Annotated in this window: 26 protein-coding genes; 8 read left to right on the top strand and 18 right to left on the bottom strand. The window is 67.6% G+C overall.

Translation table 11 applies throughout. The features are described from left to right. Window positions 1-270 precede the first annotated feature (270 nt). Window positions 271-1,407 (top strand): branched-chain amino acid ABC transporter substrate-binding protein, encoded by a 1,137-nt coding sequence (locus ACWMMN_RS18590; RefSeq protein WP_059240898.1) that lies wholly within the window; start codon window positions 271-273, stop codon window positions 1,405-1,407. Between the two features lie 323 nt (window positions 1,408-1,730). Next, window positions 1,731-3,041 (top strand): MFS transporter, encoded by a 1,311-nt coding sequence (locus ACWMMN_RS18585; protein WP_059238862.1) that lies wholly within the window; start codon window positions 1,731-1,733, stop codon window positions 3,039-3,041. 107 nt (window positions 3,042-3,148) lie between these two features. Here the strand turns inward: ACWMMN_RS18585 and ACWMMN_RS18580 are convergent, their stop codons facing one another. From ACWMMN_RS18580 to ACWMMN_RS18560, 5 genes are all read right to left on the bottom strand, one after another. After that, the gene (locus ACWMMN_RS18580; RefSeq protein WP_059238860.1) at window positions 3,149-3,586 is read right to left on the bottom strand and encodes a DoxX family protein; all 438 of its coding nucleotides are present in this window, start codon (window positions 3,584-3,586) and stop codon (window positions 3,149-3,151) included. A 205-nt stretch (window positions 3,587-3,791) separates the two neighbouring features. After that, on the bottom strand, window positions 3,792-4,247 hold the full coding sequence (locus tag ACWMMN_RS18575) for an RbsD/FucU family protein (protein ID WP_021159305.1): 456 nt from the start codon (window positions 4,245-4,247) through the stop codon (window positions 3,792-3,794). A gap of 79 nt (window positions 4,248-4,326) precedes the next feature. After that, on the bottom strand, window positions 4,327-4,719 hold the full coding sequence (locus ACWMMN_RS18570) for a nuclear transport factor 2 family protein (protein WP_059238858.1): 393 nt from the start codon (window positions 4,717-4,719) through the stop codon (window positions 4,327-4,329). Window positions 4,720-4,850: 131 nt separating this feature from the next. Next, window positions 4,851-6,341 carry an aminotransferase class IV gene (locus ACWMMN_RS18565; protein ID WP_486423761.1) on the bottom strand — a complete coding sequence of 497 codons (1,491 nt, stop codon included), beginning with the start codon at window positions 6,339-6,341 and terminating at the stop codon, window positions 4,851-4,853. Beyond that, window positions 6,338-7,468 (bottom strand): branched-chain amino acid ABC transporter substrate-binding protein, encoded by a 1,131-nt coding sequence (locus tag ACWMMN_RS18560; protein WP_340625662.1) that lies wholly within the window; start codon window positions 7,466-7,468, stop codon window positions 6,338-6,340. Before ACWMMN_RS18560 ends, ACWMMN_RS18565 begins: the two co-directional genes overlap by 4 nt. Window positions 7,469-7,594: 126 nt before the next feature. Between ACWMMN_RS18560 and ACWMMN_RS18555 the strand changes: the two genes are divergently transcribed. Next, complete coding sequence (locus ACWMMN_RS18555) at window positions 7,595-8,077, top strand: Lrp/AsnC family transcriptional regulator (protein WP_059238854.1); 483 nt, start codon at window positions 7,595-7,597, stop codon at window positions 8,075-8,077. Window positions 8,078-8,160: 83 nt separating this feature from the next. Here ACWMMN_RS18555 and garD read toward each other — a convergent pair whose 3' ends face one another. Beyond that, window positions 8,161-9,714, bottom strand: coding sequence for a galactarate dehydratase (gene garD, locus ACWMMN_RS18550; RefSeq protein WP_059238852.1), 1,554 nt, complete (start codon window positions 9,712-9,714; stop codon window positions 8,161-8,163). A 230-nt stretch (window positions 9,715-9,944) separates the two neighbouring features. On the opposite strand from garD, the gene kdgD reads away from it, so the two are divergent. Beyond that, on the top strand, window positions 9,945-10,859 hold the full coding sequence (kdgD, locus tag ACWMMN_RS18545) for a 5-dehydro-4-deoxyglucarate dehydratase (RefSeq protein ID WP_174993700.1): 915 nt from the start codon (window positions 9,945-9,947) through the stop codon (window positions 10,857-10,859). Between the two features lie 148 nt (window positions 10,860-11,007). On the opposite strand, the gene ACWMMN_RS18540 is transcribed toward kdgD, so the two are convergent. Further along, complete coding sequence (locus ACWMMN_RS18540) at window positions 11,008-11,559, bottom strand: hypothetical protein (RefSeq protein WP_486423760.1); 552 nt, start codon at window positions 11,557-11,559, stop codon at window positions 11,008-11,010. Between the two features lie 194 nt (window positions 11,560-11,753). Further along, on the bottom strand, window positions 11,754-13,331 hold the full coding sequence (locus tag ACWMMN_RS18535; RefSeq protein WP_174993702.1) for an aldehyde dehydrogenase (NADP(+)): 1,578 nt from the start codon (window positions 13,329-13,331) through the stop codon (window positions 11,754-11,756). 248 nt (window positions 13,332-13,579) lie between these two features. Between ACWMMN_RS18535 and ACWMMN_RS18530 the strand changes: the two genes are divergently transcribed. Next, window positions 13,580-14,959, top strand: a complete 1,380-nt coding sequence (locus tag ACWMMN_RS18530; RefSeq protein ID WP_059238844.1) for an MFS transporter — start codon at window positions 13,580-13,582, stop codon at window positions 14,957-14,959. A 53-nt stretch (window positions 14,960-15,012) separates the two neighbouring features. Here the strand turns inward: ACWMMN_RS18530 and ACWMMN_RS18525 are convergent, their stop codons facing one another. Together ACWMMN_RS18525 and ACWMMN_RS18520 are read right to left on the bottom strand one after the other, a co-directional pair. Then, window positions 15,013-15,738: a site-2 protease family protein gene (locus tag ACWMMN_RS18525; protein ID WP_174993704.1), complete on the bottom strand. Its 726-nt coding sequence runs from the start codon at window positions 15,736-15,738 to the stop codon at window positions 15,013-15,015. After that, a complete protein-coding gene (locus tag ACWMMN_RS18520) occupies window positions 15,735-16,688 on the bottom strand; it encodes a DUF2167 domain-containing protein (protein ID WP_059238839.1) in 954 nt (317 codons plus the stop codon). Before ACWMMN_RS18520 ends, ACWMMN_RS18525 begins: the two co-directional genes overlap by 4 nt. 201 nt (window positions 16,689-16,889) lie before the next feature. On the opposite strand from ACWMMN_RS18520, the gene ACWMMN_RS18515 reads away from it, so the two are divergent. Continuing rightward, entirely contained in the window at window positions 16,890-17,738 is an 849-nt protein-coding gene (locus ACWMMN_RS18515) for a helix-turn-helix domain-containing protein (RefSeq protein ID WP_059238837.1), read from the top strand. A 51-nt stretch (window positions 17,739-17,789) separates the two neighbouring features. On the opposite strand, the gene ACWMMN_RS18510 is transcribed toward ACWMMN_RS18515, so the two are convergent. Then, complete coding sequence (locus tag ACWMMN_RS18510; protein WP_256087135.1) at window positions 17,790-18,422, bottom strand: LysE family translocator; 633 nt, start codon at window positions 18,420-18,422, stop codon at window positions 17,790-17,792. Between the two features lie 155 nt (window positions 18,423-18,577). Between ACWMMN_RS18510 and ACWMMN_RS18505 the strand changes: the two genes are divergently transcribed. Continuing rightward, window positions 18,578-19,042, top strand: coding sequence for an Lrp/AsnC family transcriptional regulator (locus tag ACWMMN_RS18505; RefSeq protein ID WP_059238833.1), 465 nt, complete (start codon window positions 18,578-18,580; stop codon window positions 19,040-19,042). Here ACWMMN_RS18505 and ACWMMN_RS18500 read toward each other — a convergent pair. Genes ACWMMN_RS18500 through zigA form a run of 5 tightly spaced genes read right to left on the bottom strand, consistent with a single transcriptional unit; the run spans window position 19,039 to window position 23,734 of the window. Beyond that, a complete protein-coding gene (locus ACWMMN_RS18500; protein WP_486423759.1) occupies window positions 19,039-20,409 on the bottom strand; it encodes a dihydroorotase in 1,371 nt (456 codons plus the stop codon). The two genes, ACWMMN_RS18505 and ACWMMN_RS18500, sit on opposite strands and share 4 nt — an antisense overlap. Before the next feature lie 3 nt (window positions 20,410-20,412). Then, complete coding sequence (locus tag ACWMMN_RS18495; protein ID WP_059238830.1) at window positions 20,413-20,973, bottom strand: gamma carbonic anhydrase family protein; 561 nt, start codon at window positions 20,971-20,973, stop codon at window positions 20,413-20,415. Then, on the bottom strand, window positions 20,970-21,551 hold the full coding sequence (locus ACWMMN_RS18490; RefSeq protein WP_059238827.1) for a 6-pyruvoyl trahydropterin synthase family protein: 582 nt from the start codon (window positions 21,549-21,551) through the stop codon (window positions 20,970-20,972). The genes ACWMMN_RS18495 and ACWMMN_RS18490 overlap by 4 nt, the downstream gene beginning before the upstream one ends. Next, a complete protein-coding gene (gene folE2, locus ACWMMN_RS18485) occupies window positions 21,545-22,465 on the bottom strand; it encodes a GTP cyclohydrolase FolE2 (RefSeq protein WP_486423758.1) in 921 nt (306 codons plus the stop codon). Before folE2 ends, ACWMMN_RS18490 begins: the two co-directional genes overlap by 7 nt. A 60-nt stretch (window positions 22,466-22,525) precedes the next feature. After that, on the bottom strand, window positions 22,526-23,734 hold the full coding sequence (gene zigA, locus ACWMMN_RS18480; protein WP_486423757.1) for a zinc metallochaperone GTPase ZigA: 1,209 nt from the start codon (window positions 23,732-23,734) through the stop codon (window positions 22,526-22,528). 231 nt (window positions 23,735-23,965) lie between these two features. On the opposite strand from zigA, the gene ACWMMN_RS18475 reads away from it, so the two are divergent. After that, on the top strand, window positions 23,966-24,781 hold the full coding sequence (locus ACWMMN_RS18475; RefSeq protein ID WP_486423756.1) for a hypothetical protein: 816 nt from the start codon (window positions 23,966-23,968) through the stop codon (window positions 24,779-24,781). 16 nt (window positions 24,782-24,797) lie between these two features. Here ACWMMN_RS18475 and ACWMMN_RS18470 read toward each other — a convergent pair whose 3' ends face one another. Next, window positions 24,798-26,009 (bottom strand): acyl-CoA dehydrogenase family protein, encoded by a 1,212-nt coding sequence (locus ACWMMN_RS18470; protein WP_486423755.1) that lies wholly within the window; start codon window positions 26,007-26,009, stop codon window positions 24,798-24,800. Further along, entirely contained in the window at window positions 26,006-26,848 is an 843-nt protein-coding gene (locus ACWMMN_RS18465) for a hypothetical protein (protein WP_486423754.1), read from the bottom strand. Before ACWMMN_RS18465 ends, ACWMMN_RS18470 begins: the two co-directional genes overlap by 4 nt. Window positions 26,849-26,899: the final 51 nt, after the last annotated feature.

Below are 26,899 nucleotides of genomic sequence, written 5' to 3'. Positions count from 1 at the left end.
GGCTGCGCACCGAACGCGCAAGACGCCCGCATTTTCGCTATCTAGACTTCGCTTCACGGTCACGAGACGACGTCCCGCCGCTGCAGCAATCGGCACGCACGGCCCGCGGCATCTGCCGTCGCGCACGCCGATTCCGGCACAGCGCGGGCAGCACGCGGCGCGCCTGAACGGCCATTGCGTCGGCCGGCCGACCAAACCGTCTCGCCCGGTTTACCGGCGCCGGCCCGCAGGCCGGCGGCGGCCCAACCACGCCATCAAGGGGAAGTGAAAGTGAAGCTGAAGGTATCGCACGTCGCGCTGGCCGCTGCCTGCGCACTGTCGGGCGCGCACGCCATCGCCGCCGACGTCGTCAAGATCGGTTTCGCCGCACCGCTGACCGGCCCGCAGTCGAATTACGGCACGGACATGCAGAAGGGCGTGCAGCTCGCGATCGCCGATTTCAACGCGACGCATCCGACGATCGGCGGCAAGCCCGTCACGTTCCAGCTCGATTCGCAGGACGACCAGGCCGACCCGCGCACCGGCACGACCGTCGCGCAGCGGCTGATCGACGACAACGTCCGCGGGATCATCGGCCACTTCAACTCGGGCACCAGCATTCCGGCCTCCGACCTGTACGACCGCGCCGGGCTGCCGCAGATCTCGATGGCGACGTCGCCGCAATACACGGCGCGCGGCTACAAGACGACCTACCGGCTGCTGACGAGCGACGCACAGGCCGGCCGCATCGTCGGCACGTACGCGGTGAAGACGCTGCGCTTCAAGCGCATCGCGATCATCGACGACCGCACGGCCTATGGCCAGGGCATCGCCGACGAATTCGCGAAAGCGGTGGAAGCGGCGGGCGGCACGATCGTCAAGCGCGACTTCACGAACGACAAGGCGCTCGACTTTTCCGCGATCCTGACCAACCTGAAGGGCGTCAATCCGGACGCAATCTTCTACGGCGGCGGCGACGCGCAATCGTCGCCGATGATCCGCAAGATGCGCCAGCTCGGGATGAAGGCGGCATTCGTGACGGGCGAGATGTCGCGCTCGCCGACGTTCCTGAAGGTCGGCGGCGAAGCGGCCGAGGGCGCGATCGTCTACATGGGCGGGCTGCCGAAGGAAAAGATGCCGGGCTTCTCCGGCTACGCGGCACGCTACAAGGCGCGCTTCAACGAAGACGTGATCACCTACTCGCCTTACTCGTATGACGGCACGATCGCGCTGCTCACCGCGATGAAGGACGCGAACTCGACCGATCCGAAGGTGTACACGCCGTATCTCGGCAAGGTGTCGGTCAAGGGCGTGTCGGCGCCGAGCATCGCGTACGACCCGAAGGGCGACCTGAGGGATGCACCGGTGACGATCTACAAGGTCGAGCACGGCGCGTTCAAGCCGGTCGATACGATCGCCGGCAACTGAACCGGCTGATACGCACACGCTTCTCGCACGGCCCACGGGCGGCTCACCGGCCGCCCGCGCCGCGCACGCTTCGGCTGCCTGGTCCGAAGCCGTCCTCGGCGCGCACTCGCGCGCAGGCATTTCGCGCTCCTGTAGAATCCCCCAACCCGCTTTGACGCTTCGTCTCCGCCACGCCCCATCCCGGTGCGGCGGCGCGTGTTTCGTGCCTCACCCGGCACGCGGCACGCTTCGACGATGCAAGCCGCGCCTTGTCAGTCCATGCCGATAGCGGGCCCTGGAGACGCAGCACCGACAACAACATTCGAAAACCGATCGTCCTGACCATGCAAGCTTCCGAATTGAGCGGCGTGCCTCGCGCCGCCGAACGCGCGCTCACGCGCAGCGACTACAAGACCCTTGGCCTTGCCGCACTCGGCGGCGCCCTCGAGTTCTACGACTTCATCATCTTCGTGTTCTTCGCGCCGGCGATAGGACAACTCTTCTTCCCGCACGACATTCCCGACTGGCTGCGCCAGCTGCAGACGTTCGGCATCTTCGCGGCCGGCTATCTCGCGCGCCCGCTCGGCGGCGTGATCATGGCGCACTTCGGCGACCTGTTCGGCCGCAAGCGGATGTTCACGCTGAGCGTGCTGATGATGTCGGTACCGACACTGCTGATGGGCCTGCTGCCGACCTACGACACGATCGGCATCCTCGCGCCGGTGTTGCTGCTGCTGTTCCGCGTGCTGCAGGGCGCGGCGGTCGGCGGCGAAGTGCCGGGCGCGTGGGTGTTCGTGTCCGAGCACGTGCCGTCGCGCCACATCGGCTACGCCTGCGGCACGCTGACCGCAGGCCTCACGGCCGGCATCCTGCTCGGCTCGCTCGTCGCGGCCGGCATCAACAGCCGCTACTCGGCCGCCGAAGTCGGCGCGTTCGCGTGGCGCATCCCGTTCCTGCTCGGCGGCGTGTTCGGGCTGTTCTCCGTGTACCTGCGCCGCTGGCTGCACGAAACGCCGGTGTTCGCCGAGATGAAGGCGAAGAAGGCGCTCGCGGCCGAGATTCCGCTGAAGGCCGTGCTGCGCGACCACGGCCGCGCGGTGATCGTGTCGATGCTGCTCACGTGGATGCTGTCGGCCGCGATCGTCGTCGTGATCCTGATGACGCCCGCGCTGCTGCAAAAGCAGTTCCACCTGACGCCCGCGACGACGCTGTTCGCGAACAGCGTCGCGACGCTGTGCCTGACGGCCGGCTGCATCACCGCCGGTTCGCTCGCGGGCATGATCGGCGCGAAGCGCGTGCTCGGCATCGGCGGCATCGGGCTCGCCGCGTGCTACTACCTGCTGTTCGTGCAGGTCGCGGCCGACGCGTCGACGCTGCCGCTCTACTACGGGATCGCGGGCTTCATGGTCGGCACGATCGGCGCGGTGCCGTTCGTGATGGTCAAGAGCTTCCCGGCGGTCGTGCGCTTCTCGGGCATCTCGTTCTCGTACAACGTCGCCTATGCGATCTTCGGCGGTCTCACGCCGGTGATCGTGTCGCTGATGATGAAGTCGAATCCGCTCGCACCGGTCGTGTATGTCGCGGTGATCTGCGTGCTCGGCGCGATCGCCGTGCAGTTCTCGAAAGATGCGAAGGACGTGAAGGACGCACACTGAACGTCGGCGCGCACGCGCCGGCCTCATGAACAAAGGGCCGAATCCCGCGACGTGCGGGATTCGGCCCTTTTGTCTTGCTTCAGCGCGACGGCGCGAATCGGCTCAGTTCAACGCAGCACGCCGTACGACGAACTGGGCCGGCGCAGCGCGTCGATGCTCGCGCCGCCGGCCCCGGTGACGAACAGCAGCAGGAAGCCGCCGGCGATCGCCACGTTCTTCCAGAAGTGGATCACCATGTCGTGCTGGACGGCGGCGTTCGTCGCGTCCCAGAAATTGTGCCCGACCATTGCAGTCGCGATCGTGTAGACCGCCATCACCAACGCGAGCGGGCGAACCTTGTAGCCCACGATCAGCAGCAGACCGCCCAGCCCCTCGATCGCGACGACGATCGGCGCAACGACCTGTTGATAGGGCACGTTCATCCCGTGCAGATACGCGACGAAGTCGCTGTAGCCGAGCAGCTTCATGATGCCGCCCCACAGGAACAACGCCGCCAGCGCCAGGCGTGCGAAAAAAATGACGCCGGAATCGACGGAACGCGTCATGCCTCTCTCCTCGTATGCAATTCGGCCGGCCGCACGGGGCGCGCCCGTGAAGCTCGGGCCGCGCAACCCTGCGGGGCCCGCGGCAAATGGGCCAGCATAGAGGGTCTTGCGGCCGTGTCCAAGAAAAAGGTTGTAGCAAATCTTTACACGGCGGCCGCCGCGCGGCCCGCTGGCGACGGCACGAAAAAGGCGTCGACGCGGACGTTCAGCCCGCGTCGCTCAACAGCACGCCTTTCTTGAAGATGAAGCAGCCGTAGCCGCGCAGCTCGCCGGTGACGATCACCGCGTACGCCTGTTGCGCGCGTTCGTAGAACGCGAAACGGTCGATGCCCGCGAGCGGCACCGCGCGCCCTTCCGCGCGATCGATCTCGGCCTGCACCTCGCGCTGCACGGGCGGCACCGCGGCCGCGTCGCCGACGACTTCCATCCGCCAGGCGGGCGTGTCGACGAACGTGTCGAGCGGCAACACGGACAGCACCGCGCGCACGACGCGCGCCGAATCGGCGCCGTCGATCCGCAGCGCGCGGCCGACCACCGTGTGCTCCGCGACGGATTCCGCCGGGAAATTCGCGTCGCAGATCGCAATTTCGTCACCGTGGCCCATCGCGCGCAGCGTGTGCAGGATGTCGGCGTGCAGCAGCGGGTCGAGATTCTTCAGCATGTCGGCTAGTCTCCGGGATCAGGAACAAACCGCATAACGTTACCCGATCCCGGCCGCTGTTGTGCATGCACCGCTCGCGTCACGACGCCGCGGCCGGCATTTCATCGATGAAACCCGTGACCGACGCGAGGCGGCCCGATGCGTCGACAGTGCCGAAGTCCGAGCCCTTCACGATCGCCGCGCCGTCGGGCGACACGAGTGCCCACGAGAACCGCAAGTACTGGCCGAATGCATCGATGTCGGTCGTGCGGCGGAAGCGGTATGCCGGGAAGCGCTCCTGCACGGCGGCAATCATCGTGTCGATGCCTGCGTGGCCGTCGCCGGCCATCAGCGGATCGCGATACGCCGCGTCGCTTGCGTAGGTCGCATCGATCAGCGCGCGGCGGCGCGCGGCGTCGGACTCGTTCCATACGTCGAAGTAGCGGTCGATCAGGTCGGTATGAACGGACGAAGCGGATTGGACGGTGTTCATGGCGAGGCTCCTTGTGTCGATGAGGGGACGAGGCCGCGAACGTTTCGCGTTCGCGTGCCGCTATCGTCGCCGGGCTCGCGCGGGCGGTCGATTACGTGACAGGTAAGGAAATCGCGCCCGAGCCGCCGCGATCAGCCGGTCGCGCCGTCCACCGCCAGGCTCCACGCCGGATCCTCGTGCTTCGCCCAGTACGCGTCGAACAGCCGGCGCGTCACCGGGCCCGGCCGGCCGTCGCCGATCGCCGCGCCATTCAGCCGCGTGACGGGCATGATCCCGCCGGCCGTCGATGTGATGAACACTTCGTCCGCGTCGCGCAGTTGCGCGTCGTCGATGCGCGCGGCCTGCGCGTCGATGCCCATCGACGCCGCCAGCTCGAACACGCTTTGCCGCGTGATGCCGTGCAGCACGCCGCGGTCGGGCGTCCGCAGCCGGCCGTCGTGCACGACGAACACGTTGAACCCGGGCCCTTCCGCGATGCTGCCGTCCGTGCATCTCAGCAAGACCGACTCCGCACCCGCGTCATAGCCCTTCAGCAGCCCCGCGACGAGGTCGAGCCAGTGGTAATTCTTGATCTGCGGATCGACCGATTCCGGGGGAATCCGCCGCACGTCGTCGATCAGGTGCAGGTGCAGGCCCTCGCGCAGTTGCCGCTCGTTCGCAACCGAGCCGTACGGCACCGCGAACGCGATGAACTGGTTCACGGCGTCGCGCGGGTCGCGACTGAAGGTGGGCGATACCCCGCGCGTACACAGCATCTCGACGTACGCATTGCGCAGGCCCGAGCGGCGCACGCATTCGACGAGGATGTCGCGAAGCGCATCGTCGCTCAGCGACACGTTCAGCCGCAGCCTCGCAAGCGAGCGCCTGAACCGCGCGATGTGCTGGTCGAGCCGGAAGAAGCGGCCGTTCCATACGTGCACGGTGTCGTACGTGACATCGGAATGCAGGAAACCCCAGTCGAGCACCGATACCCGCGCATCGGCGATCGGGATGAAGCGGCCGTTCATGTAGGCGGCGCCCTGCGGAAACGCGGGAGCCTCGACGGACGGAATGCCATGCGGTGCCATGTGCGTCTCCCCGGGAGCGTTCGGCGTGTAGTCGACCTGCGCGGCGAACGACGGAGAATCGGCATCGAACACGCTCCGATGCACGACCGCATTCGGCCCGGCCGCACGATCGAACGACAGCTTGCCGTCGAGATGATCGATTTCGTGCTGCATCAGCTCCGATTCGGCCGGCGACAGTGCGTCGCGCTGATGCGGCTCGCCGTCCAGTGTCGTGTAGCGCACGCTCACCGACGCATGGCGCTCGACGCGCACGAACAGATCCGGAAAGCACATGCAGTCGTCCCACAGCGTCATCCGCGCGTCGCTGCGCCACACGATCTCGGGGTTCACGATCACGTCGGGCCAGCCATTCAGCGCGAGCGCGATCATCCGCTGCCCGATGCCGATCTGCGGCGCGGCCACCGCGCGACCGAAGCCGTGTTCGTCGCGAAACGCACGCAGCGCGGCGCGCAGTGCGCCTGCCGCTTCGCGCACCGCGGGAGCGGCAACGTCGTCGACCGGCCGTGCGACGGCGCGCAACGATGCCGTCCCCACGGGAAGAATTCGCGTATTCATTTGACTACCTCCGACAAAGTCACCTTGTTGCCGCCTTTGAACGTCGAAATCGTTGCCGCCGGATTGCGCAGTTCGCCGTTCGCGTCGAATGCAATCCGGCCGGTCACGCCCTGGAAGTCGACACGATGCAGCGCATCGACGATCTTCGCGGGATCGGTGGACTGCGCGAGCAGGACCGCGTGGTAGACGGCCATCATCGCGTCGTACGCATAGGGCGCGTAAAGCTGCACGGGGGCGCCGTATTTCTGCGTGAAGCGTGCCGCGAAGGCCGGGCCGCCCGGCATCTTCGCAAGGCTCCGGCCGCCGTCCGCGCACACGAGGTTGCCGTCGAGCGCGTCGCCGGCCAGCTTCAGGATCTCGTGCGTGCACAGGCCGTCGCCGCCCAGCAGCGGCGCGGCCATCCGCAACTTCCTCATCTGCCTGAGCATCGGACCGCCCTGCGTATCCATGCCGCCGAAGAAGATCGCATCGGGCGCGTGGCCCTTGAGCAGCGTCAGCGGTGCGCCGAAGTCGAACGCCTTGTCGGTCGTGTATTCGCGCGCAACGACGGTTGCGCCGGAGGTTCCGAGCGCGCCGACGAAGACGTCTGCGATGCCTTGCCCGTACGCCGTTCGATCGTCGACGACGCCGATGCGGCGCGCATGCAACTGCCCGACCGCATAGCGGGCGACAGCCTGCCCGAGAAAGTCGTCGTTCGCGAGCAACCGGAACGTGGTGCGATAGCCGAGACGCGTGAACGCCGGATTGGTCGCCGACGGCGTCAGTTCCGCGATGTTCGCCGTCGCATAGAGCCGCGCGACGGCGATCGACGTCCCCGAATTCTGGTGGCCGATCACGGCGCTGACGTGCGTGTCGACGAAACGCTGCGCAACCGTCGTCGCGACCTTCGGGTCGGCCTGATCGTCCTGCGCGTCGAGCGCGAACGTGACCGGATGCCCGGCGACGCTCGGATGGCCCGCGTTGATTTCGTCGATCGCGAGCCGGATGCCCCGCGCGCTGTCCTCGCCGAAATGTGCCTGGGCGCCCGTGAGCGCGCCGGCAAAACCCACCACGACCGTATCCGCGCCGAACGCGGGAACGGCCAGCACAAGCGGCGCAAGCGCCAGCAGCAGGTGTCGGGAACGCATGATGATTTCCTCGCAGCTTCGTCGTTGACGGATGCTACGATTATCGGCAGCCGCCACGAAATCCGATAAACATCACACGGCTCCATGCGTGAATTTGTTTCGTTTTTTCTCCCAAAAGGAAATCCGATGAATTCCATTGCCGCGCCGCTCGACGACTTCGATCTGCGGATCCTCGCCCGTCTCCAGCACGACAACCAGATCACCAACCAGGCGCTCGCCGCCGAGATCGGTCTGAGCCCGCCCGCGTGCCTGCGCCGCGTGAAGCGGCTGCGCGACGAGCGCTATATCCAGCAGGACGTTTCCGTCGTCGATCCGAACAAGGTCGGCCTCCCGCTGACCATGCTCGTGCTCGTCCAGGTGGAGCGCGAACGCGTCGACCTGCTCGACGAATTCAAGCGGTTCCTGAAATCGCTGCCGGAAGTCATGCAGTGCTACGTGGTGACGGGCCGCGCCGATTTCGTGCTGATGATCGCGATGCGCGACATCGACCATTACGAAGAATTTTCCACGCGCGTGTTCCGGCAGCACCACAACATCCGTCACTTCGAGACGATGGTGGTGATGTCGCGCGTGAAGGTGGGGCTGTCGCTGCCGATCGGCATCGAGTGACGAGCGTCGGCCGCGGCGGCGCGCCGCAATGAAAACGGGCGCCCGAAGGCGCCCGCACCGTCCTGCTGCCACGCCGGCGCGTATCAGGTCACCGGCGCCGGATTGAACAGCGTCAGCGCATTCGCGAGCTTCCATTGCTCGGCCCACGTGCGGCGCTTGCCGCTCGCGACGTCGAGCATCAGCCGGAACAGTTCCCAGCCCGTGTCCTCGATCGTCGCCGCGCCGGTCGCGATCTGCCCCGCGTCGAGATCCATCAGGTCGTGCCAGCGGCGCGCGAGATCGCTGCGCGTCGCAACCTTGATCACCGGTACCTGCGCGAGGCCATACGGCGTGCCGCGGCCCGTCGTGAAGATGTGCAGGTTCATCCCGGCCGCGAGCTGCAGCGTGCCGCAGATGAAATCGCTCGCGGGCGTCGCCGCGTACAGCAGCCCCTTCTGCCGCGCGCGATCGCCGGGACGCACGACGCCGGCGATCGGCGCGCTGCCCGACTTCACGATCGACCCCATCGCCTTCTCGACGATGTTCGACAGGCCGCCCTTCTTGTTGCCGGGCGTCGTGTTCGCGCTGCGGTCGACGCGGCCGCGCTGCAGGTAGCGGTCGTACCAGTCCATCTCGCGGATGATCTCGCGCGCAACGTCCTCGTTCGCCGCACGCGACGTGAGCTGCGCGACGCCGTCGCGCACTTCGGTCACTTCCGAGAACATGATCGTCGCGCCGGCCCGCACGAGCAGGTCGGCCGCGAAGCCGACGGCCGGGTTCGCGGTGAGCCCCGAAAACGCGTCGCTGCCGCCGCACTGCACGCCGACGACGAGATCCGACGCCGGGCACGTCTCGCGGCGGCGGCGGTTCAGCCGCTCGAGATGCGCTTCGGCCATCTTCATGATCGAGTCGATCATCGAGTTGAAGCCGACGTGCGCGGCGTCCTGCAGGCACACGACGCCGCCGTTGCCGGCCGCGCCGTCGGCGGTCACCGGAATCGCGCCGGGCGGCAACAGGCGCTCGGGCTGCAGCTTCTCGCAGCCGAGGCTCACGGTCATCACTTCGCCGCCGAAGTTCGGATTCAGGCTGATGTTGCGCAGCGTGCGGATCGGGATGTCGGCGTCGGGCGCGTCGATCGCGACGCCGCAGCCGTACGTGTGCTCGAGCCCGACCACATCGTCGACGTTCGGGTAGCGCGGCAGCAGTTCGTCCTTGATCCGCTTCACCGCATGCTCGACGACGCCCGACACGCACTGCACGGTCGTCGTGATCGCGAGGATGTTGCGCGTGCCGACCGAGCCGTCGGCGTTGCGGAAGCCCTCGAACGTATAGCCTTCGAGCGGCTCGAGCGGCGGCGCGGCGCGCGTCGCGAGCGGCAGGTCGTCGAGCCCCGGCGGCTCGGGCATGCGCATCGTGCGCTCGTTGACCCAGCTGCCGCGCCGCAGGTCGGTCAGCGCGTAGCCGATCACCACGTTGTAGCGGACGACCGGGTCGCCGGCCGCGAGATCGACGAGCGCGACCTTGTGCCCTTGCGGCACGCCTTCGCACAGCGTCAGCCCGTCGGCGAACGTCGCACCTTCGGGCAGGCCGCCGTCGTTGACGACGATCGCAACGTTGTCGTCCGGGTGCACGCGGATGTAGAGAGGGGAAGCAGTCATTGCAATTCCTGAAGGCAATCGGCCATATTGTTAGTCATCATACGACATTCAACCTCAACCGGCGATGCTGCGTAAACCCTTATCCGGAAAGACCCTACCCTTGATCGGCCAGCAAACCGCTTGCGCCACCCCTCCCCTCGTTGTACGATGACATACAACGACATCGCCAATTCGGCTCGTATGCCGTTCCCGACGAACCCAGCACTCGCGCTAGACGGACGACCCCAACCATGACTTCACCGCAAGAACTCAAACAGATCATCTCCCACGGCCTGCTGTCGTTTCCGCTGACGGATTTCGACGCCGACGGCAGCTTCCGCCCGACCACCTACGCCGAGCGCCTGGAATGGCTGGCGCCGTACGGCGCGAGCGCGCTGTTCGCGGCCGGCGGCACCGGCGAATTCTTCTCGCTCACGCAGCGCGAGTATTCGGACGTGATCCGCGTCGCGACGGAAACCTGCAAGGGCAAGGTGCCGATCCTCGCCGGCGCGGGCGGCGCGACGCGCGTCGCGATCGAATATGCGCAGGAAGCCGAGCGCCTCGGCGCGAGCGGCGTGCTGCTGATGCCGCACTACCTGACCGAAGCGAGCCAGGAAGGGATCGCCGAGCACGTCGAGCAGGTGTGCCGCGCGCTGAAGATCGGTGTGGTGGTGTACAACCGCGCGAATTCGAAGCTGAACGCCGACATGCTCGAGCGCCTCGCCGACCGTTGCCCGAACCTGATCGGCTTCAAGGACGGCGTCGGCGAGATCGAGAGCATGGTCACGATCCGCCGCCGCCTCGGCGACCGGTTCGCGTACCTCGGCGGCCTGCCGACGGCGGAAGTCTATGCCGCCGCGTACAAGGCGCTCGGCGTGCCGGTGTACTCGTCGGCCGTGTTCAACTTCATCCCGAAGACGGCAATGGAATTCTACGAAGCGATCGCAAAGGACGACCACGCGACGGTCGGCCGCCTGATCGACGATTTCTTCCTGCCGTACCTGAAGATCCGCAACCGCCGCGCGGGCTATGCGGTCAGCATCGTCAAGGCGGGCGCGAAGCTCGTCGGCCACGACGCGGGACCGGTGCGTGCGCCGCTCATCGACCTCACCGACGCAGAAGCGGCCGAGCTCGACGTGCTGATCAAGAAGATGGGCCCGCAGTAAGCGAGGTTCGCCGGCGGCGCGGACGTTCATCGGCGCCGCGGCCGGCAATCCTGCATCGCGGCCGGCACTCGCCGGCCGCGATCGTTTGTTGCCTTCCCTTTCTTTTCCGCAATGACGCACGCATCCGCCGCGATGCATGCCGTCGCCGTCACATCTGCGCGATGATCCCGACGATCCGGTAGCGCACGTTCCCCAGCTTCACCCGTGTCGCCTCGATCTGGCCCTGCGCGCCCGTCCGTGCGCGCGATCTCGATTCGCCGTCGAGGATCTGCCCGAGCACGTCGCGGTCGACGACCGCATCGAAGAAACGGCCGACCGTGATCGTCGCCGACTGCTTCGCGGTCGCGAGCTGGCTGTTCGCCTGCGTCAGCGCCTCGGTGCGCAGGCCCGGGTCGCGTTCGTCGATGCCGCGCCGGTACTGAAGCGCGAACACCAGCGCTTCCATGTCCTGCCGGAAACGGCGGACAGCCTGTCCGAACACGAGCGAATGCGCGTCGGCGCCCGTGACGAGCCGCCCCTGGTTGATCGTTACGTCGAATTCGCTGCCGCCGAGGTCGCGCTGGAATTCCTGCAGCGCGTTCGCGAGCACGCGCCCTTCGCTGTACTGGCCGATCTGGGTGCGCACGGATGTCGCGACGTCGCCGATCGCTTTCCACAATCCGGCCGCGAACAGGTGATCGCCACGCTTGTTGATGTTCATTGGAGGGTTCCCTCGTCGTCTTTTGTCGGTCTCTCAGGCTCGCCTGCGGGCCGGGCGGCCCGAGGCATCGCTACTGTAGGAGAAATTCCGGCGACGCGAAAGGCACCCTGAAAAAAGCGGAGGCGACCTGCCGGCCGCCTCCGCTTTCGCTCATCCGGCGAGCAGCCCGGCGCTCGGCGACGGGCTGCCTCCCGTTATTCCGCCTTCCCGTCCCGCAGACGCGGAATCGCCAGCGGATTGCCGTCCTGCAACCCGTCGGGCAGCAGGTCGTCCGGGAAATCCTGGTAGCACACGGGCCGCAGGAAACGCTCGATCGCCGTTGCGCCGACCGACGTGACGGCCGGGTTCGACGTCGCGGGGAACGGGCCGCCATGCACCATCGCATCGCACACCTCGACGCCGGTCGGATAGCCGTTGACGAGCAGACGCCCGGCCTTGCGTTCGAGGATCGGCAGCAGACGGCGTGCGAGCGGCTTGTCGTCGGCATCCATCTGCAGCGTGGCGGTCAGCTGGCCTTCGAGCGCGTCGAGCACGCGCGCGACTTCGTCGAGATCGCGGCAACGCACGATCAGCGACGCCGGCCCGAACACCTCGTGGCTGAACGCCTGCTCGGCCAGGAACGCCTGCGCGGCGACTTCGTACAGCGCGCCGCCCGCCTGGCATTCGGTCTGCGCCGCCTCGCCCGCGCCGACTTCGCGCACGCCCGCCAGTTCGGCCAGCTTGCCGCGGCCGTTGCGGTACGCATCGGCAATGCCGCGCGTGAGCATCACGCCGGCCGGCTTCTTCGCGAGCGCCTGCGCGGCGACGGTTTCGAAGCGGTCGAGATCGGGGCCGTCGATCGCCAGCACGAGGCCCGGGTTCGTACAGAACTGGCCGACGCCGAGCGTCAGCGAATCGACGAAGCCCGTCGCGATCGCGTCGCCGCGCGCGGCAAGCGCGGCCGGGAACAGCACGACCGGGTTGATGCTGCTCATTTCCGCGTAGACGGGAATCGGCTGCGGCCGCGCATTCGCGAGGTGCACAAGCGCCATGCCCCCCTGCCGCGAACCGGTGAAGCCGACAGCCTGGACCGCCGGATGGCTGACGAGTGCCGCGCCGATCACGCGGCCGGGGCCCACCAGCAGCGAGAACACGCCTGCCGGCATGCCGGTTTTCGCGACGGCGGCGCGAATCGCGCGGCCGACCAGTTCGGACGTGCCGAGGTGCGCCTCGTGCGCCTTCACGATCACCGGGCAGCCGGCCGCGAGTGCCGACGCGGTATCGCCGCCGGCCACCGAGAACGCGAGCGGGAAGTTGCTCGCGCCGAACACGACGACGGGCCCGAGCGCGACTTTCTGCAAGCGCAGGTCCGAACGCGGCAGCGGCGTGCGCGCGGGCTGCGCGGGATCGATGGACGCGGCGAGGAAGCGCCCGTCGCGCACGACGCGTGCGAACAGCCGGAGCTGGCCGACGGTGCGGCCGCGCTCGCCCTGCAGCCGCGCGACGGGCAGGCCCGTTTCGGCGTGCGCGCGCTCGATCAGCGCGTCGCCGAGCGCGACGATTTCATCGGCGATCGCGTCGAGAAACGCCGCGCGGGCCGCGAGCGGCTGCGCGCGGTACGCATCGAACGCGTCGCGCGCGAGTTCGCACGCGCGGTCGACATCGGCCTGCGTCGCGACGCCGAATGCCGGCGCGTCGATCGGCGCGCCCTTCGTCGGGTCGAACGCGCGCAAGGTTCCGGCCGAGCCGGCCACCGCGTCGGCGCCGATCAGCATCTCTCCTGTCAGTTGCATGGGGTGTGCTCCGTGGTTCGGGAATGGATTGCCCATTGTAGCCCAACAGATACGATGTCTGCCGACATCATTTCATGTTTTGGACCACCGGCCGGGCAACTGCCGATAGGCTCGAGATCCTTACCCGGTCAGTCTAACCGCGAAATATTAACCGTCTCACGGGATCTTCCAGAGGGAAAACCCGAGGTTTCTGCGTCCGGGCATTGCTCATAAACTTCGGCTCATGTCATACGACGACGTACATTAAAGTGCCTAATCAGACCACCCCTCGCGATCTTCCGCTCGACCTCGCGCGCACCGCGCGCCGGACCGCCGTGCGTTACTGGATCCTGGCGATGCTGTTCGTCGTCACGACGCTCAACTATGCGGACCGCGCGACGCTGTCGATCACCGGCACGCCGATCCGCAAGGCATTCGGCATCGATCCGGTGACGATGGGCTACATCTTCTCGGCGTTCAGCTGGGCATACGTGCTCGCGCAACTGCCGAGCGGCTGGCTGCTCGACCGCTTCGGCGCGCGGCGCGTGTACGCGGCGAGCATCTTCCTGTGGTCGGCGTTCACGCTGCTGCAAAGCACGATCGGCCTCGGCGGCAGCGCCGCGTTCGCGGTCGCCGCGCTGTTCGCGATGCGCTTCGCGGTCGGCATCGCCGAAGCGCCCGCGTTCCCCGCCAATGCAAAAGTCGTCGCAAGCTGGTTCCCGACCGCCGAGCGCGGCACCGCGTCGGCGATCTTCAATGCCGCGCAGTACTTCGCGGCCGTCGTGTTCTCGCCGCTGATGGCATGGCTCACGCATGCGTACGGCTGGCACCAGGTGTACCTGTGGCTCGGCCTGGCCGGCATCGCGCTCGCGTGCCTGTGGCTGCGCGTCATGAAAGACCCGGCCGACCATCCGGCCGTGAACCGTGCGGAACTCGACCATATCGAACAGGGCGGCGGGCTCGTGCGCTCGACGGTGCGCGGCGCCGACGGCACGCGCGCGGAGGGCAGCCGCGTCGCCGGCTGGTACTACGTGCGCCAGTTGCTGTCGAACCGGATGCTGATCGGCGTGTACCTCGGCCAGTACTGCGTGAACGTGCTCACGTACTTCTTCCTCACCTGGTTCCCGATCTACCTCGTGCAGGCACGCGGGATGTCGCTGCTGAAGGCGGGCTTCATGACGTCGCTGCCCGCGATCTGCGGGTTCCTCGGCGGCGTACTCGGCGGGTTGCTGTCGGATGGTTTGATCCGGCGCGGCGTGTCGCTGACGCTCGCGCGCAAGATTCCGATCGTCGGCGGGATGGCGCTGTCGATGGCGATCATCGGCTGCAACTATGTCGACAGCGAAGTGCTCGTGATCGTGCTGATGGCCGTGTCGTTCTTCGGCAAGGGAATCGGCTCGCTCGGCTGGGCCGTCGTCGCCGACACCGCGCCGAAGGAAGCGATCGGGCTGTCGGGCAGCCTGTTCAACATGTTCGGCAATACCGCGGGCATCGTCGCGCCGATCGCAATCGGCTACCTCGTCGGCGCGAGCGGCTCGTTCAACGGCGCGCTCGTGTTCGTCGGGCTGAATGCGCTCGTCACCGTGTTCAGCTATCTCGTGATCGTGAAGGACATCAGGCGCGTCGAATTGCGTCATCGCGACGCCTGAGGATCGACCTCCCAAGGAACGGCGGCCGCTTTCACGCGGCCGCCGTTCTTGCATCAGGTCGACGAATGCGCGACGCTCAGCATGTCGTGCACGCCGGACGTCATCAGCGCAAGAAACGCGAGCAGGCCGACGTAGCAGAGTGCGTAGGTCGTCTTCGTCTCGACCGACGTCGCGTAGTACACGCGGTTCTCCGGCGCGTCGGGATCGAAGCGCCATGCGCGCCGCAGTTGCGGCAGCGCGAGGATCGCCATCACGATCAGCAGCGGGCTCGGGCGATACACGAACAGCGCAATCAGCACGGGTACGCCCGCGAACCAGATGCGCGGCGACAGCACCGCAGTGATCCGTCCGCCGTCGAACGGCGACAGCGGAATCATATTGAACAGGTTCAGGAAGAAACCCGTATACGACAGCGCGAGCAACAGGTTGCTGTCGTAGTGGCGCGCGGCCGCGTAGCAGGCCAGCGCGCCGAGCGTGCCGACAAACGGCCCGGCCAGCCCGACGTACGCCTCGGTTTCCGCATCGTGCGGCAGCTCCTTCAACTGGATCCACGCGCCGACGAACGGAATGAAGGTCGGCAGCCCGACGTCGAGCCCGCGCCGCTGCGCGGCAATGTAGTGACCGGCCTCGTGCACCAGCAGCAGCGCGACGAAACCGGCCGCAAACCGCCAGCCGTAGAACAGCGCATAGACCGCGATCGACGCGAGCATGGTGCCCGCCGACACGAGCACCTTGCCAAGCTTGAGGCCGCCGAAGATCAGCAGCAACAGCTTCGTCATTCCTTGCGCTCCGTGACGGCTGCGTCGGACGCGTCGGCGACGGCCGGCACCGCGGCCGGCTTCGGCTTGCGCCCGAAGAAGCGCTTGAGCGCCGCGCCGCCGGCCAGCAGCGCGACCGCGCCGATCTTGAAGAACTTCACCGCGAACGCGCCGATCAGCGCGAGCAGGCCGAGCTTCTTCGCGCCGACGCCGACGATCAGCGCCGCGAGGCCGTACTCGGCAACGTGGTCGGTCGACTTGTTGAAGTCGGCGTAGCGCTTGCCGTCGTTGAAGCGGATGTTCGACAGCAGGTCGTCGGCCGACGCCTTGTATTTCGGCAGGTCGGCAAGCGTCGACGCCATCGTCAGCGACAGGTAGCCGTCGCGGCCGAGCACGAGCGTCCGGTAGTTCACGCCGTCGTTCTCGGCGTTCGGCGCCGCGCCCTTGTCGCGGATGATCGCGGACCACACGAGCCGGTGCGTGGCCGCGTCGTACGCGGGAGCCTTCGCCCAGCCGACCACTTCGGTTTCCGGCAGGCCGCGCTCCTTGCGCCCGGGGTTGTCTTCCTCGGTGCCGGATTGCAGGCTTTTCAGCAGTTCGTCGGGCTTCCAGTCCTTTGCGTCGTCGTCGCGGATATAGCCGCTCGGCTCGAACGACACGACGGAAATCCAGTCGGCGTCGGGGTCGTCGGGCAGCACGAGGCCGACCAGTTTCGATTCGTCGATCGAGTTGCCCATCGAGCGCAGGTAGCGGCCGGCTTCCGCGGCCGGCACGAACGACTCGCCGGCCTTCAGCTTCAGCACGGCTTCGTGTTTCACGTCGATGTCGGTCGGCCCTTTCACGACCGCTTCGTTGGCAGCCGCGGCAGCGGCCCTCATTTCCACCTGCGCAGCTTCGGTCTGCGCGTGGCCGCTGGTCGCGGCAAGTGCGAGCGTCGCCACGCAGGCGAGCCGGACGGCAAGTTTTTTCATTGTTGGATTCCCCTGGAATGCCTTGTTGTGAATGTGCACGGCAACCGGCCCATGCGTGGTCTCGCTGGCCCGGTGCCGCCTCTCAGTTGGCACGGTCGTCATGGTAACGCAGCGCCGCGACTCGCCCGCGCCCGGGGAGCAGCGCGATGCTTACCTGGCAGGTAATGCCCAAGACGCGCGGGATTGCCTATCATCGGCATCATGAACCCGACCGCCGCCCTCCATTCGCCCACTCCGTCCGCCGGCCGCGCGTCCGGCATCGGCCCGCTGCTGCGCACGTGGCGGCAACGCCGGCGCCTGAGCCAGATGGCGCTCGCGCTCGACGCGGAAGTGTCCGCGCGCCACCTCAGCTTCGTCGAATCGGGCCGCGCGCAGCCGAGCCGCGACATGGTGCTGCATCTCGCCGAGCGCCTCGACGTGCCGCTGCGCGAACGCAATGCGCTGCTCGTCGCGGCCGGTTTCGCGCCGCTGTTTCGCGAACGGCCGTTTTCGGACCCGCAGCTCGATGCCGCGCGCCATGCGGTCGAAGCGGTGCTGCGCGGCCACGAGCCGTACCCGGCGCTCGCAGTGGACCGCCACTGGACGCTGCTCGCCGCGAACCGGATGCTCGGCGCGCTGGTCGCGCAGGCCGATCCGGCGCTGCTGCAGCCGCCCGTCAACGTGCTGCGGCTGAGCCTGCATCCGGACGGCCTCGCGCCGCAGATCGTCAACTGGCATGAATGGCGCGCGCACATCCTGCATCGGCTGCAACGGCAGATCGATGCGAGCGGCGACCGCACGTTGCATGCGCTGCGCGACGAGCTCGCCGCGTATCCGGCGCCGGCCGGCCAGCCCGACGACCCGCCGGCGCGCGCCGATTTCGCGGATATCGCCGTGCCGCTGCGGCTGCGCACCGCGGCCGGCGAACTGACGTTCTTCAGCACGACGACGGTGTTCGGCACGCCGGTCGACGTGACGCTGTCGGAACTCGCGATCGAGGCGTTCTTTCCGGCGAATCCGGACACGGTGGACGCGATGCGGGCGCTGGCGGACGCATTGCCGGCACAGTAACGCGTGCTGTCGGCGCCATTGCGCCGGCGGCACGCGTCGAGGTAACGGCGATCAGCGGCGCTCGAGCGCCAGCTTCACGCCAAGCCCCAGCAGGACCACGCCGCTGACGCGATGCATGCGCGTCAGGATGCGCGGGTTGCGGCGGATCGACGCCGACAGCAGGCCGGCGAACAACGCGACGGGCCCCTTGACGAGAAACGTCAGGCCGGCAAACGTCGCGCCCAGCACGAACAGCGACAGCATCGGATGTGCGGCGCCCGCCGGCACGAATTGCGGCAGGAACGCCAGATAGAAAAGCGCGACCTTCGGATTCGACACGTTGGACAACGCGCCTTGCGCGAACGTGCGAAGCCGCGATGCCTGCGCACCGCCGTTGCTGCTGCTCGCGAGCGTCAGTTCACCCGACGAGCGCAACAGCGTGATGCCGAGATACAGCAGGTATACCGCGCCGATCACCTTCAGCGCCGTAAACAGCCATTCGGATGCCTGAAGCAGTGCGCCCAGCCCGAGCGTCGCGAGCATCGTATGCACGAGCAGACCGACGCTGACGCCCGCGGCCGTCACGAGGCCCGCGCGCGTGCCGCCGGACAGCGTGCGCGACATCACGAGAACCATGTCCTGGCCCGGCGTGACGATGATCAGAAGCGACGTTGCGATGAACGGTAGCCAGGATAGATGCGACATGGGAGAGCTCCTGAACGGGATCGCCGACGGGCGGGAATCGCCCGGCCGGTGGTCAGATTATCGGCGCCCTTCCGTGGAGATTGGATGCGAATTCGGCTACTTGAGAGAGGTGATTTGGAGCTATTCTCCAGTATCAACGGATTCGATAGTCAAAAATGCCAATCAAACTGGACGCGATCGACCGGCGCATTCTGCGTGCGCTGCAACAGAATTCGAGCCAGACCAATGCCGAACTCGCGCAACAGGCCGGGCTGTCGGCCACCCCCTGCCTGCGCCGCGTGCATCTGCTCGAGGAACAGGGCGTGATCGACGCGTATGTCGCGCTGCTGAATCCCGCCGCCGTCGACCTGCGATTCACCGCGTTCGTGCGCGTGACGCTGGAGCGCCAGGACAAGACGACCGTCGAACGCTTTGCGCGAGAGATGGAGCAGGCGCCCGAAGTGCTCGAATGCCACCTGATGGCCGGCAGCTACGACTATCTGCTGCGCGTGATCGCGCGGGATCTCGACGATTACCAACGCTTCCAGATGGAGACGCTCACGCAGATCGAAGGCGTCCGCAACGTCGAGACCGAGATTCCGCTGAAGCGCATCAAGCAGACGGTTCGCCTGCCGATCTAGGCGTCCAGAAACGTCACGGCCTCCCCGGCCGGCTGCCCGTTCAGCGCACCGTCTCTCACGACGACCTGCCCGCGCACAACCGTATGCACGGGCCAGCCCGTGACCGCGCATCCGTCGTAAGGCGTCCAGCCGCTCACGCTGGCGATCCAGTCGTCGCGAATGATCCGCCGCGCGCGCAGGTCGACGATGCTGAAATCGGCGTCGTAGCCCGGCGCGATGCGCCCCTTCCCTTCGATGCCGAAAATGCGCGCCGGCCCGGCGCTGGTCAGGTCGACCAGCCGTTCGAGGCTCAACCGGCCCGCATGCACGTGGTCGAGCAGCAGCGGCAACAGCGTCTGCACGCCGGTCATCCCGCTCGGCGACTGCGGATACGGGCGGCGTTTTTCGTCACGCGTATGCGGCGCATGATCGCTGCCGATCACGTCGACCACGCCATCGCGGACAGCCCGCCACAGCGCATCCCGATGATGCCGTTCGCGCACGGGCGGATTCATCTGCGCGAACGTGCCGAGCCGCTCGTAGCAATCGGGCGCATGCAGGCTCAGGTGGTGCGGCGTGACTTCGACCGTCACGCGCCGCCGATGCTGCGCAAGAAACGCCATCTCGTCCGCCGTGGACACATGCAGCACGTGCAGCCGGCGGCCGGTCTCGGCAGCCAGCCCGACGATGCGCCGCGTCGCGCTCAGCGCGCTTTCCTCGTCGCGCCAGCGCGGATGGTCGCGCACGTCGCCGCTCGCTTCCACGATCGCCTTGCGCTCGCGCAGCCGCGCCTCGTCCTCCGCATGCACGGCCATGCGCCGCCGCCCGTTGCGCAGGATCCGGCGCAACACGGTTTCGTCGTCGGCCAGCAGATCGCCGAACGAACTCCCCATGAACACCTTCACGCCCGCGCAGCCGGGCAGGCGCTCGAGGTCCGGCAGCCGTTCGGCGTTCACGGCCGAGCCGCCGATGTAGAACGCGTAGTCGCACCACGCACGGCCGCGTGCAAGGTCCAGCTTCGCCTGCAGATCCTGCCTGCTCAACGTCAGCGGATGCGTGTTGGGCATCTCGAAGATCGTCGTGACGCCGCCGAGCACCGCGCCGCGCGTGCCGGCCTCGATGGTCTCCTTGTGCGTCAGCCCCGGTTCGCGAAAATGCACCTGGCTGTCGACGACGCCCGGCAGCACATGCAGTCCACGCGCATCGAGCACGACGTCGGCACTCCAGGTGCCCTGCAGAGCACCCAGCGCGACGACGCGGCCATCCGCGCACGCGACGTCGATCCGTTCGGCGCCGTTGGGCGTCATCACCGCGCCGCCATGCACGAGCAGGTCGACGTGGCGGCGCTTCGGCACGTCGGTTGCTTCACGTCGCATCCACTCGCCCATGACTCAGAACTCGTTCTGGATGTGCTTGTAGCCGAGCACCAGCGCATTGTTCGTGCGCGCGACGTCCTCGGAGAAATCGCTCGCGTCGGCCGTGACCTGCGGCAACGCGGCAAGATCGGTTTCCGGCCCGATGCGCTCGGTCGAACGCACGTAAAAGCCGGGCGGCAGGTGACAGCCGTCGACGACCGCGTTGTAGCGCACGACGCAGCCGTCGTCGATCGTGCAGTTGAACAGCACGCTGTTGAACCCGACGAACACGCCGTCGCCGACCTTGCACGGCCCGTGGACGATCGCGCGATGCGCAATCGACGTATGACGGCCGATCGTCACGCTCGCGCCCGACTTCGAATGGATCACGACGCCGTCCTGGATGTTCGAATGCGCGCCGATCACGATCGGCGCGATCTGGCCGTCGGCATCCGTTTCGTCGGCGCGGATCACCGCGTACGGACCGATGAACACGTTCTCCTCGACGATCACGAGCCCGCACAGGATGGCGGTCGGATCGACGAACGCGTTCGGATGAATCTGCGGCAGGTCGCCGCGCGGGTTCTTGCGGATCATGAGGATTCCTTCTGGGAAACGAGATGGCTGCGCCTGAGCCGCTCGAACAGGCCCGGATCGCGCCACTGCGCGACGATGGCCGGTGCGAACACGATCGCATCGAGGTCGATGCGACCCATGCGCGGGTTGAATGCGTCGTCACGGAAACACTGCGCGTAGCCGGTCTCGGTCTCGTGAACGATGACCGAATGCAGCCGCACGTCGGCTTCGCCGTTCGACATGCGGGTGCACGACAACGCGGCATCGACGAGCCGGAACAGCACACGCGAGAACTGCTCGGCGCTCGGCGACACGGGCAGCGACACCCAGCGTTCGGAATGCCTGCGCATGCTTTCGACGTAGCGCGGATCGTCGTTCGACCACAGCGTCACCGCATGGTCGAACGCATCGATCAGGTCGCGCACGTCGCCCTTGAGCAGCCCGAAGTCGTAGATCATCTGCCCGTGATCCAGCGCATGCGCTTCGAGCAGCAGCTCGACGCGGTACGAATGACCGTGGATCGAATGCGAGCAGCGCCGCGTGCTGCAGCCGCGCACGACGTGCGCATTCTCGAACCGGAACAGCTTGCGGATCAGCATGCGTCGGCGCCTTCGCGAACCGGTGCGGCCCAGGCCACCGCATCGTGCGGATGCAGGCTTTCCAGATGGCGCACGTGAACGCGCGGGTGTGCGTAACGACTTTCCAGCGCAGCCTGTACCCGGCGCGCGGCGTCCTCGACGAACATCAGGTTCCCGCCGTTCAGCACCGCGAACGCCTGCTCGTCCGCGCGCTTGACGGCCGTCTGCACCGGCGTGCCGAGCGCGTGCTCGATGCGATCGATCAGGTCGATCAGCCCCAGCGTCGCGCCATCGGCGGGCAGCGCCACGCTGACGACGGCTTCGCTGCGCTGGCTGTGCGGCGTGGCCAGCGTCGCATGCTGCCTCAGCCATGCTGCAACCGCCGCCGGCTCGACACGAGCCTCGCGCTCGAACGCCGTCAGGAACGCCTGTTCGATCCAATGCCGCGACAACGCGGCCGAGCACGGACACGTCGACGAATAGGCAACCGTCACTTGCGCGCGCAACTCGAACGCGTCGCCCGCAAGCGTCGCATCGACCTGAACCGGGTACGCCTTCCACCCGGCCAGCCCCTCGGTCACGAGCGCCGTGCGGCGGGCCAGCAGATCGAAGCGCAGCCGCACACGCGCGCTGCGCGTGTCGCAGTCGCGATGGCTGTCGACCATCGCACGCAGCACGCGCCGCAGACCGGCCGGTGACAGCGCTTCGCCGTCGGCGAGCCAGTCGAGCAGCCAGTAGAGCCGCGACATGTGAATGCCTTTCACATCCGGCGCAGGCAGATCGACCTGGACGTCGGCGCGCGCATGCACGTCGCACCGGCAGCCGGGTTCGGCCACCGTCACGGGCAGGTCGATGCCCTGCATGCCGACCCATTCGAGCGGGCGGCGGCCCGGCGCCGCATCGGTCAGGGAAACATCGGGAAGGACTGCATTCATGCTCGGATTCCGGTGGCGCGCCTTCTCCATCCGGATCGATGCAGGAAGCGCGCGTTCAGGTCAGGGCCAGTCGCGAAACGGGCTGTCCCACGTGGTCCAGTGCTCGGGGCCGGTGGCCATCTCGGCGTCGGTCAGGAGACACGCGTCGAAGCGCCCGCGCAGCGCGGGCTCGTCCATGTCCATGCCGATCAGCACGAGCTCCTGGCGCGCGTCGCCGACGCGCTCGTCCCAGCGCGCGCGGATCTGCGCGACGGCTTCGGCGTCCTGCGGCCAGCGCTCGGGCGGCACGGCCGCCCACCAGTGGCCGGCCGTCCCGTGCCGCGCGACCGCGCCGGCCTGCGACCACGACCCGGCGACGGTCGGATGCGTGGCCAGCCAGAAGAACCCTTTCGAGCGGACGACGCCCGGCCATTCGCTTTCGACGAGATCGAAGAAGCGCTGCGGATGGAACGGCCGCCGCGCGCGATAGACGAAGCTGCGGATCCCGTATTCGTCGGTTTCCGGCGTATGCATGCCGCGCATCTCCCGCAACCAGCCCGGCGCGCGCGACGCCTCGTCGAAATCGAACAGGCCCGTATCGAGCACACGCTCGAGCGGCACCTTGCCGAATTCGGCGATCTCGATCCGCGCACGCGGGTTCAGCCCGCGCAGCAGCGCGATCAGCCGCTCGCGCGCACTGGCGTCGATCAGGTCGATCTTGTTGACCACGATCACGTCGCAGAACTCGATCTGGTCGATCAGCAGATCGACGACCGTGCGCGCATCCTCGTCGCCCATCGATTCGCCGCGCGACTGCAGGCTGTCGCGCGACGCGTAATCGCGCAGGAAATTGAATGCGTCGACCACCGTCACCATCGTGTCGAGCCGCGCGACTTCGCCGAGACTGCGGCCGTCCTCGCCTTCGAACGTGAACGTCTCGGCCACCGGCAGCGGCTCCGAGATGCCGGTCGATTCGATCACGAGCTGGTCGAAGCGCCCTTCGCGCGCGAGCCGGTCGACCTCGATCAGCAGATCCTCGCGCAGCGTGCAGCAGATGCAGCCGTTGCTCATCTCGACCAGCTTCTCGTCGGTGCGCGACAGGCCCGCGCCACCGTCGCGGACGAGCGCGGCATCGATGTTGACCTCGGACATGTCGTTGACGATGACCGCGACGCGCCGGCCCTCGCGATTGTTGAGGATGTGGTTGAGCAGTGTCGTCTTGCCCGCGCCGAGGAAGCCGGACAGGACGGTCACGGGAAGCCGCGTGGAGGGAGGCAGTGCGGTACTCATCGGGCGATTCCGGAAGAGGACGTTGAGGAGAGAATGATATATTGTATCGCAACGATATAACATATCATTCCGCGCGTCCAGCACGCCGCTTGCACGGCGCGCGATTCCCGATCCCGTCGAGCACCGGTTCGACGCGAGCGGAAGGCGGCGGCGGCACCACGCATGTCATGCCGAATGAAAGGTGTGCTTGATAAGCTCTGCGGCGAGACCGCAGGCTGCCCACACCCCATCATGAAAAAGAAAATCCTTGCCGTGTTGTCACTCTGCGCGATGCTGCCCGGCATCGTGCTGGCCCAGTCGATCGCGGCCCCGGCGCTGAAGCCGGGCGATACCTGGACCTACATCAATACCGTCGAAATCGGCCCGAACGGCTGGCGCCAGACGCGCGACCAGATTTCCGTGCAGCGCACCACGTCCGACCACATCTACGTCGAAACGCAGCAAAGCGGCGCGACGCAGGCGCCGCGCGAACTGATCGTCGACTCGGACTGGAGCCGTTCGCGCAGCGTCAACGGCACCGAAACCGTCGTGAACCGCCCGCTGGCGTTTCCGCTGACGGCCGGCAAGACCTGGACGGTCAAGTACAGCGAATCGCACCCGAATCCGCAGCATGCGTCGGAAGCGTACGACACGCGTTACAAGGTCGTCGGCCCCGAAACCGTCACCGTGACGGGCGGCAAGTTCGACGCGATCAAGATCGAGGCAGAAGGCACGTGGAAGGCGCAAGCCGCGCCGGGACAGTCGGTCACGTCCGGCGTGTCCCGCAACGCGGGCGGGTCGACGATCGTGATGCAAAGCCACAACAACGGGACGGCGGAAGGGACCGGCAAGACCTACAAGGCGTTCTGGTACGTGCCGGCGGTCGGCCGCTGGGTCAAGTCGGTCGAAGAGTACTACGACACGAACGGCGTGCGGACGGCACGCTATTCGAACGAACTCGCGTCGTACAAGCGCGCCGGGACGGACAGCAGCTCACCGCTGGCCGCCGGGCCTGCGCCCGCTACCGCTACCGTCGCGCCGGACGGCCCGCCGCCCGGCGATCAATGACGGAACGCGCGCTCGCTTACGTATAGAGCGACGCCGGCGGTAGTTCCGCGGTCAGCGCAAACCGGCCGACATCGCGCAGCCGGTAGTCGAGCGGATCGTGCAGCGTATGCGTGCGCGCATTGCGCCAGAAGCGGTCGAGGCCGAGCGACGCGGCCGTCGCGCGCGCGCCGCACGCATCGAACAGCGCTTCGCCGTTGTCGAGCGCCGCGCGCTGCGCGACGATCTTCGCTTCCGATACCGCAAGCGCCACTTCGGCGCGTTCGTCGGCCGTCAGCGCGTCCTGCCGCGACCACGCGCGCTGCAACGCCTCGGCCGCGCGATCGGCCAATACTGCCGCGGCAATCGCCCGCACGCGCATGTCGCCGAAGCGCTGCAGCGTGTACGGATCGTCTTCCGCCTGCGCGACGTCCGCGTGTATCCACGGGCGGCCATGCTGCCGCACGTAATCGCGCGCCTCGGCCAGCGCACCTTCCGCCAGCCCGACGAACAGGTTCGTCAGCACGAGTTGCGACACGAGCGTGCGCAGCGTCGCGCGCGGCGTCGGCGGCGCCTCGGACCGGTGCAGCACCTCGTCCGGCGCGAGCGTCACGCCGTCGAAGCGCACGCTGCCGCTGTCGGTCTGGCGCTGGCCGACCGGATCCCAGTCCTCGTTGACCGTGATCCCCGGACGGTCGGTCGGCACGACGCCGAACACGGTGCGACCGGTTGCCGGATCATGCGCGGACACCGTCATCCGCCGCGAGCCGCGCGTGCCGGAGCAGAAGCCCTTCACGCCGTCGAGCCGGTAGCCGCCGTCGGGCGTCGCCGTCGCCACGAGCCGCGTGTCGAGCGGATTGACCGCATTGCCCCACCACCAGCGCGCGTCGACGGTGCCGCGCAGGTAGCGTTCGCGCTGCGCGGCGCTGCCCCACACGTCGACGCTCACGACCTGCAGGCACTGGAACCCGACGAGATGCGCGAGCGCGCTGTCGACGCGCGCGACCTGCCGGATCGCGTCGTAGATCGCGGGCCACGCCGCTTCCTGCCCGCCGAACGCGCGCGGCACCGCGAGCGTCAGCAGGCCAGCATCGGCAAGCCACTGTTTCTCCTGCGCCGCGTGGCCGCCCGCGCGGTCGCGCGCGGCGGCGCTCACGCGCAGCGCGTCGATCGCGCGCGCCAGCGCCTCGCGATCGACGGCCGGTGTGTCGGGATCCGGCGCGAAGGTCGCCGGGCCGCGGGGATCGTTCATGCGACAGCGTCCTGTTCAACGGTTTCGCCCGACAGCGGCACCAGCGCATCGATCCGTCGGCCGGTCAGCCGCGCCAGGATCTCGCGCCGCCAGTCGTCATAGATCGCGCGGTATTCGGCGATATCCGCGCCGAACACGTGCGCGGTGTGCGCATACTCGTCGTGCAGATACCCGTCGAGCCGCGCCTGCGTTTCCTCGTCGGCCGCGATCACGCGATCGATCAGCGCGTCGCGCTCGACGGGCGGCAACGCCTTCAGCGTGTCGAACCACCACTGGACGATCTGCACGCGATGCCATTCCTCGTCCGGCCGGATCCGGTTCTCGCCGTGCTCGCGCATCGCGCTGTCGCCGATGCGGCCGGTCTTGCGCTGGATCCACAGCTTCGCGAGGATATGCAGCTCGTAATGCCATTCGAACGCGAGAAAACCCGCGAGGTCGCGCACCGCGATGTCGCCGATGCGCGCCCAGTGCGCGGCGACGAGCCGGTCGACTTCCGGCAGCGGATCGCGCCCCGTCAGTTCGGTCACGCGTTCGCGGCCGATCACGGCGTGCGCGCCGTCGTCGCCGAGCTGGCGCGACAGGATCAGCTGGAAATGCGGATCGTCGCGGAACAGCGTGTCGATCGCCTTCGCGACGACCTGCACGATGAACAGGTCGTGCGACGCCATCTTCGTGTAGTAGTCGGCGACGGCGGCCAGCTCGTCGTCGTTGCGCGGCTCGCGCGGCGGTGTGGCGAGCTTGGCCGGGAAGCCCGGACGATAGCGTCGCGCCACGTCGAGAAACAGCGCTTCCTCGAATTCTCCGGTCCATTCGCGCGGCGCGCCGATGGGCAAGGTCATGGGTATCGTTCTCTCAGGATCAGGAATGAAACGAGCGGACGCTCGTGGCGT

This window comes from Burkholderia cepacia complex sp. TUM26381, assembly GCF_057439935.1.
Note: the sequence above shows the minus strand (reverse complement) of the source record. Positions and strands in the feature narration are given on the sequence as shown.

Excerpts from the sequence above, each read along its gene's own strand:
- ACWMMN_RS18585 (WP_059238862.1), top strand. The coding sequence starts at position 1,731 with ATGCAAGCTTCCGAATTGAGCGGCGTGCCTCGCGCCGCCGAACGCGCG.
- ACWMMN_RS18580 (WP_059238860.1), bottom strand. The coding sequence starts at position 3,586 with ATGACGCGTTCCGTCGATTCCGGCGTCATTTTTTTCGCACGCCTGGCG.
- ACWMMN_RS18575 (WP_021159305.1), bottom strand. The coding sequence starts at position 4,247 with ATGCTGAAGAATCTCGACCCGCTGCTGCACGCCGACATCCTGCACACG.
- ACWMMN_RS18570 (WP_059238858.1), bottom strand. The coding sequence starts at position 4,719 with ATGAACACCGTCCAATCCGCTTCGTCCGTTCATACCGACCTGATCGAC.
- ACWMMN_RS18565 (WP_486423761.1), bottom strand. The coding sequence starts at position 6,341 with ATGAATACGCGAATTCTTCCCGTGGGGACGGCATCGTTGCGCGCCGTC.
- ACWMMN_RS18560 (WP_340625662.1), bottom strand. The coding sequence starts at position 7,468 with ATGCGTTCCCGACACCTGCTGCTGGCGCTTGCGCCGCTTGTGCTGGCC.
- ACWMMN_RS18555 (WP_059238854.1), top strand. The coding sequence starts at position 7,595 with ATGAATTCCATTGCCGCGCCGCTCGACGACTTCGATCTGCGGATCCTC.
- garD (WP_059238852.1), bottom strand. The coding sequence starts at position 9,714 with ATGACTGCTTCCCCTCTCTACATCCGCGTGCACCCGGACGACAACGTT.
- kdgD (WP_174993700.1), top strand. The coding sequence starts at position 9,945 with ATGACTTCACCGCAAGAACTCAAACAGATCATCTCCCACGGCCTGCTG.
- ACWMMN_RS18540 (WP_486423760.1), bottom strand. The coding sequence starts at position 11,559 with ATGAACATCAACAAGCGTGGCGATCACCTGTTCGCGGCCGGATTGTGG.
- ACWMMN_RS18535 (WP_174993702.1), bottom strand. The coding sequence starts at position 13,331 with ATGCAACTGACAGGAGAGATGCTGATCGGCGCCGACGCGGTGGCCGGC.
- ACWMMN_RS18525 (WP_174993704.1), bottom strand. The coding sequence starts at position 15,738 with ATGACGAAGCTGTTGCTGCTGATCTTCGGCGGCCTCAAGCTTGGCAAG.
- ACWMMN_RS18520 (WP_059238839.1), bottom strand. The coding sequence starts at position 16,688 with ATGAAAAAACTTGCCGTCCGGCTCGCCTGCGTGGCGACGCTCGCACTT.
- ACWMMN_RS18515 (WP_059238837.1), top strand. The coding sequence starts at position 16,890 with ATGAACCCGACCGCCGCCCTCCATTCGCCCACTCCGTCCGCCGGCCGC.
- ACWMMN_RS18510 (WP_256087135.1), bottom strand. The coding sequence starts at position 18,422 with ATGTCGCATCTATCCTGGCTACCGTTCATCGCAACGTCGCTTCTGATC.
- ACWMMN_RS18505 (WP_059238833.1), top strand. The coding sequence starts at position 18,578 with ATGCCAATCAAACTGGACGCGATCGACCGGCGCATTCTGCGTGCGCTG.
- ACWMMN_RS18500 (WP_486423759.1), bottom strand. The coding sequence starts at position 20,409 with ATGGGCGAGTGGATGCGACGTGAAGCAACCGACGTGCCGAAGCGCCGC.
- ACWMMN_RS18495 (WP_059238830.1), bottom strand. The coding sequence starts at position 20,973 with ATGATCCGCAAGAACCCGCGCGGCGACCTGCCGCAGATTCATCCGAAC.
- ACWMMN_RS18490 (WP_059238827.1), bottom strand. The coding sequence starts at position 21,551 with ATGCTGATCCGCAAGCTGTTCCGGTTCGAGAATGCGCACGTCGTGCGC.
- folE2 (WP_486423758.1), bottom strand. The coding sequence starts at position 22,465 with ATGAATGCAGTCCTTCCCGATGTTTCCCTGACCGATGCGGCGCCGGGC.
- zigA (WP_486423757.1), bottom strand. The coding sequence starts at position 23,734 with ATGAGTACCGCACTGCCTCCCTCCACGCGGCTTCCCGTGACCGTCCTG.
- ACWMMN_RS18475 (WP_486423756.1), top strand. The coding sequence starts at position 23,966 with ATGAAAAAGAAAATCCTTGCCGTGTTGTCACTCTGCGCGATGCTGCCC.
- ACWMMN_RS18470 (WP_486423755.1), bottom strand. The coding sequence starts at position 26,009 with ATGAACGATCCCCGCGGCCCGGCGACCTTCGCGCCGGATCCCGACACA.
- ACWMMN_RS18465 (WP_486423754.1), bottom strand. The coding sequence starts at position 26,848 with ATGACCTTGCCCATCGGCGCGCCGCGCGAATGGACCGGAGAATTCGAG.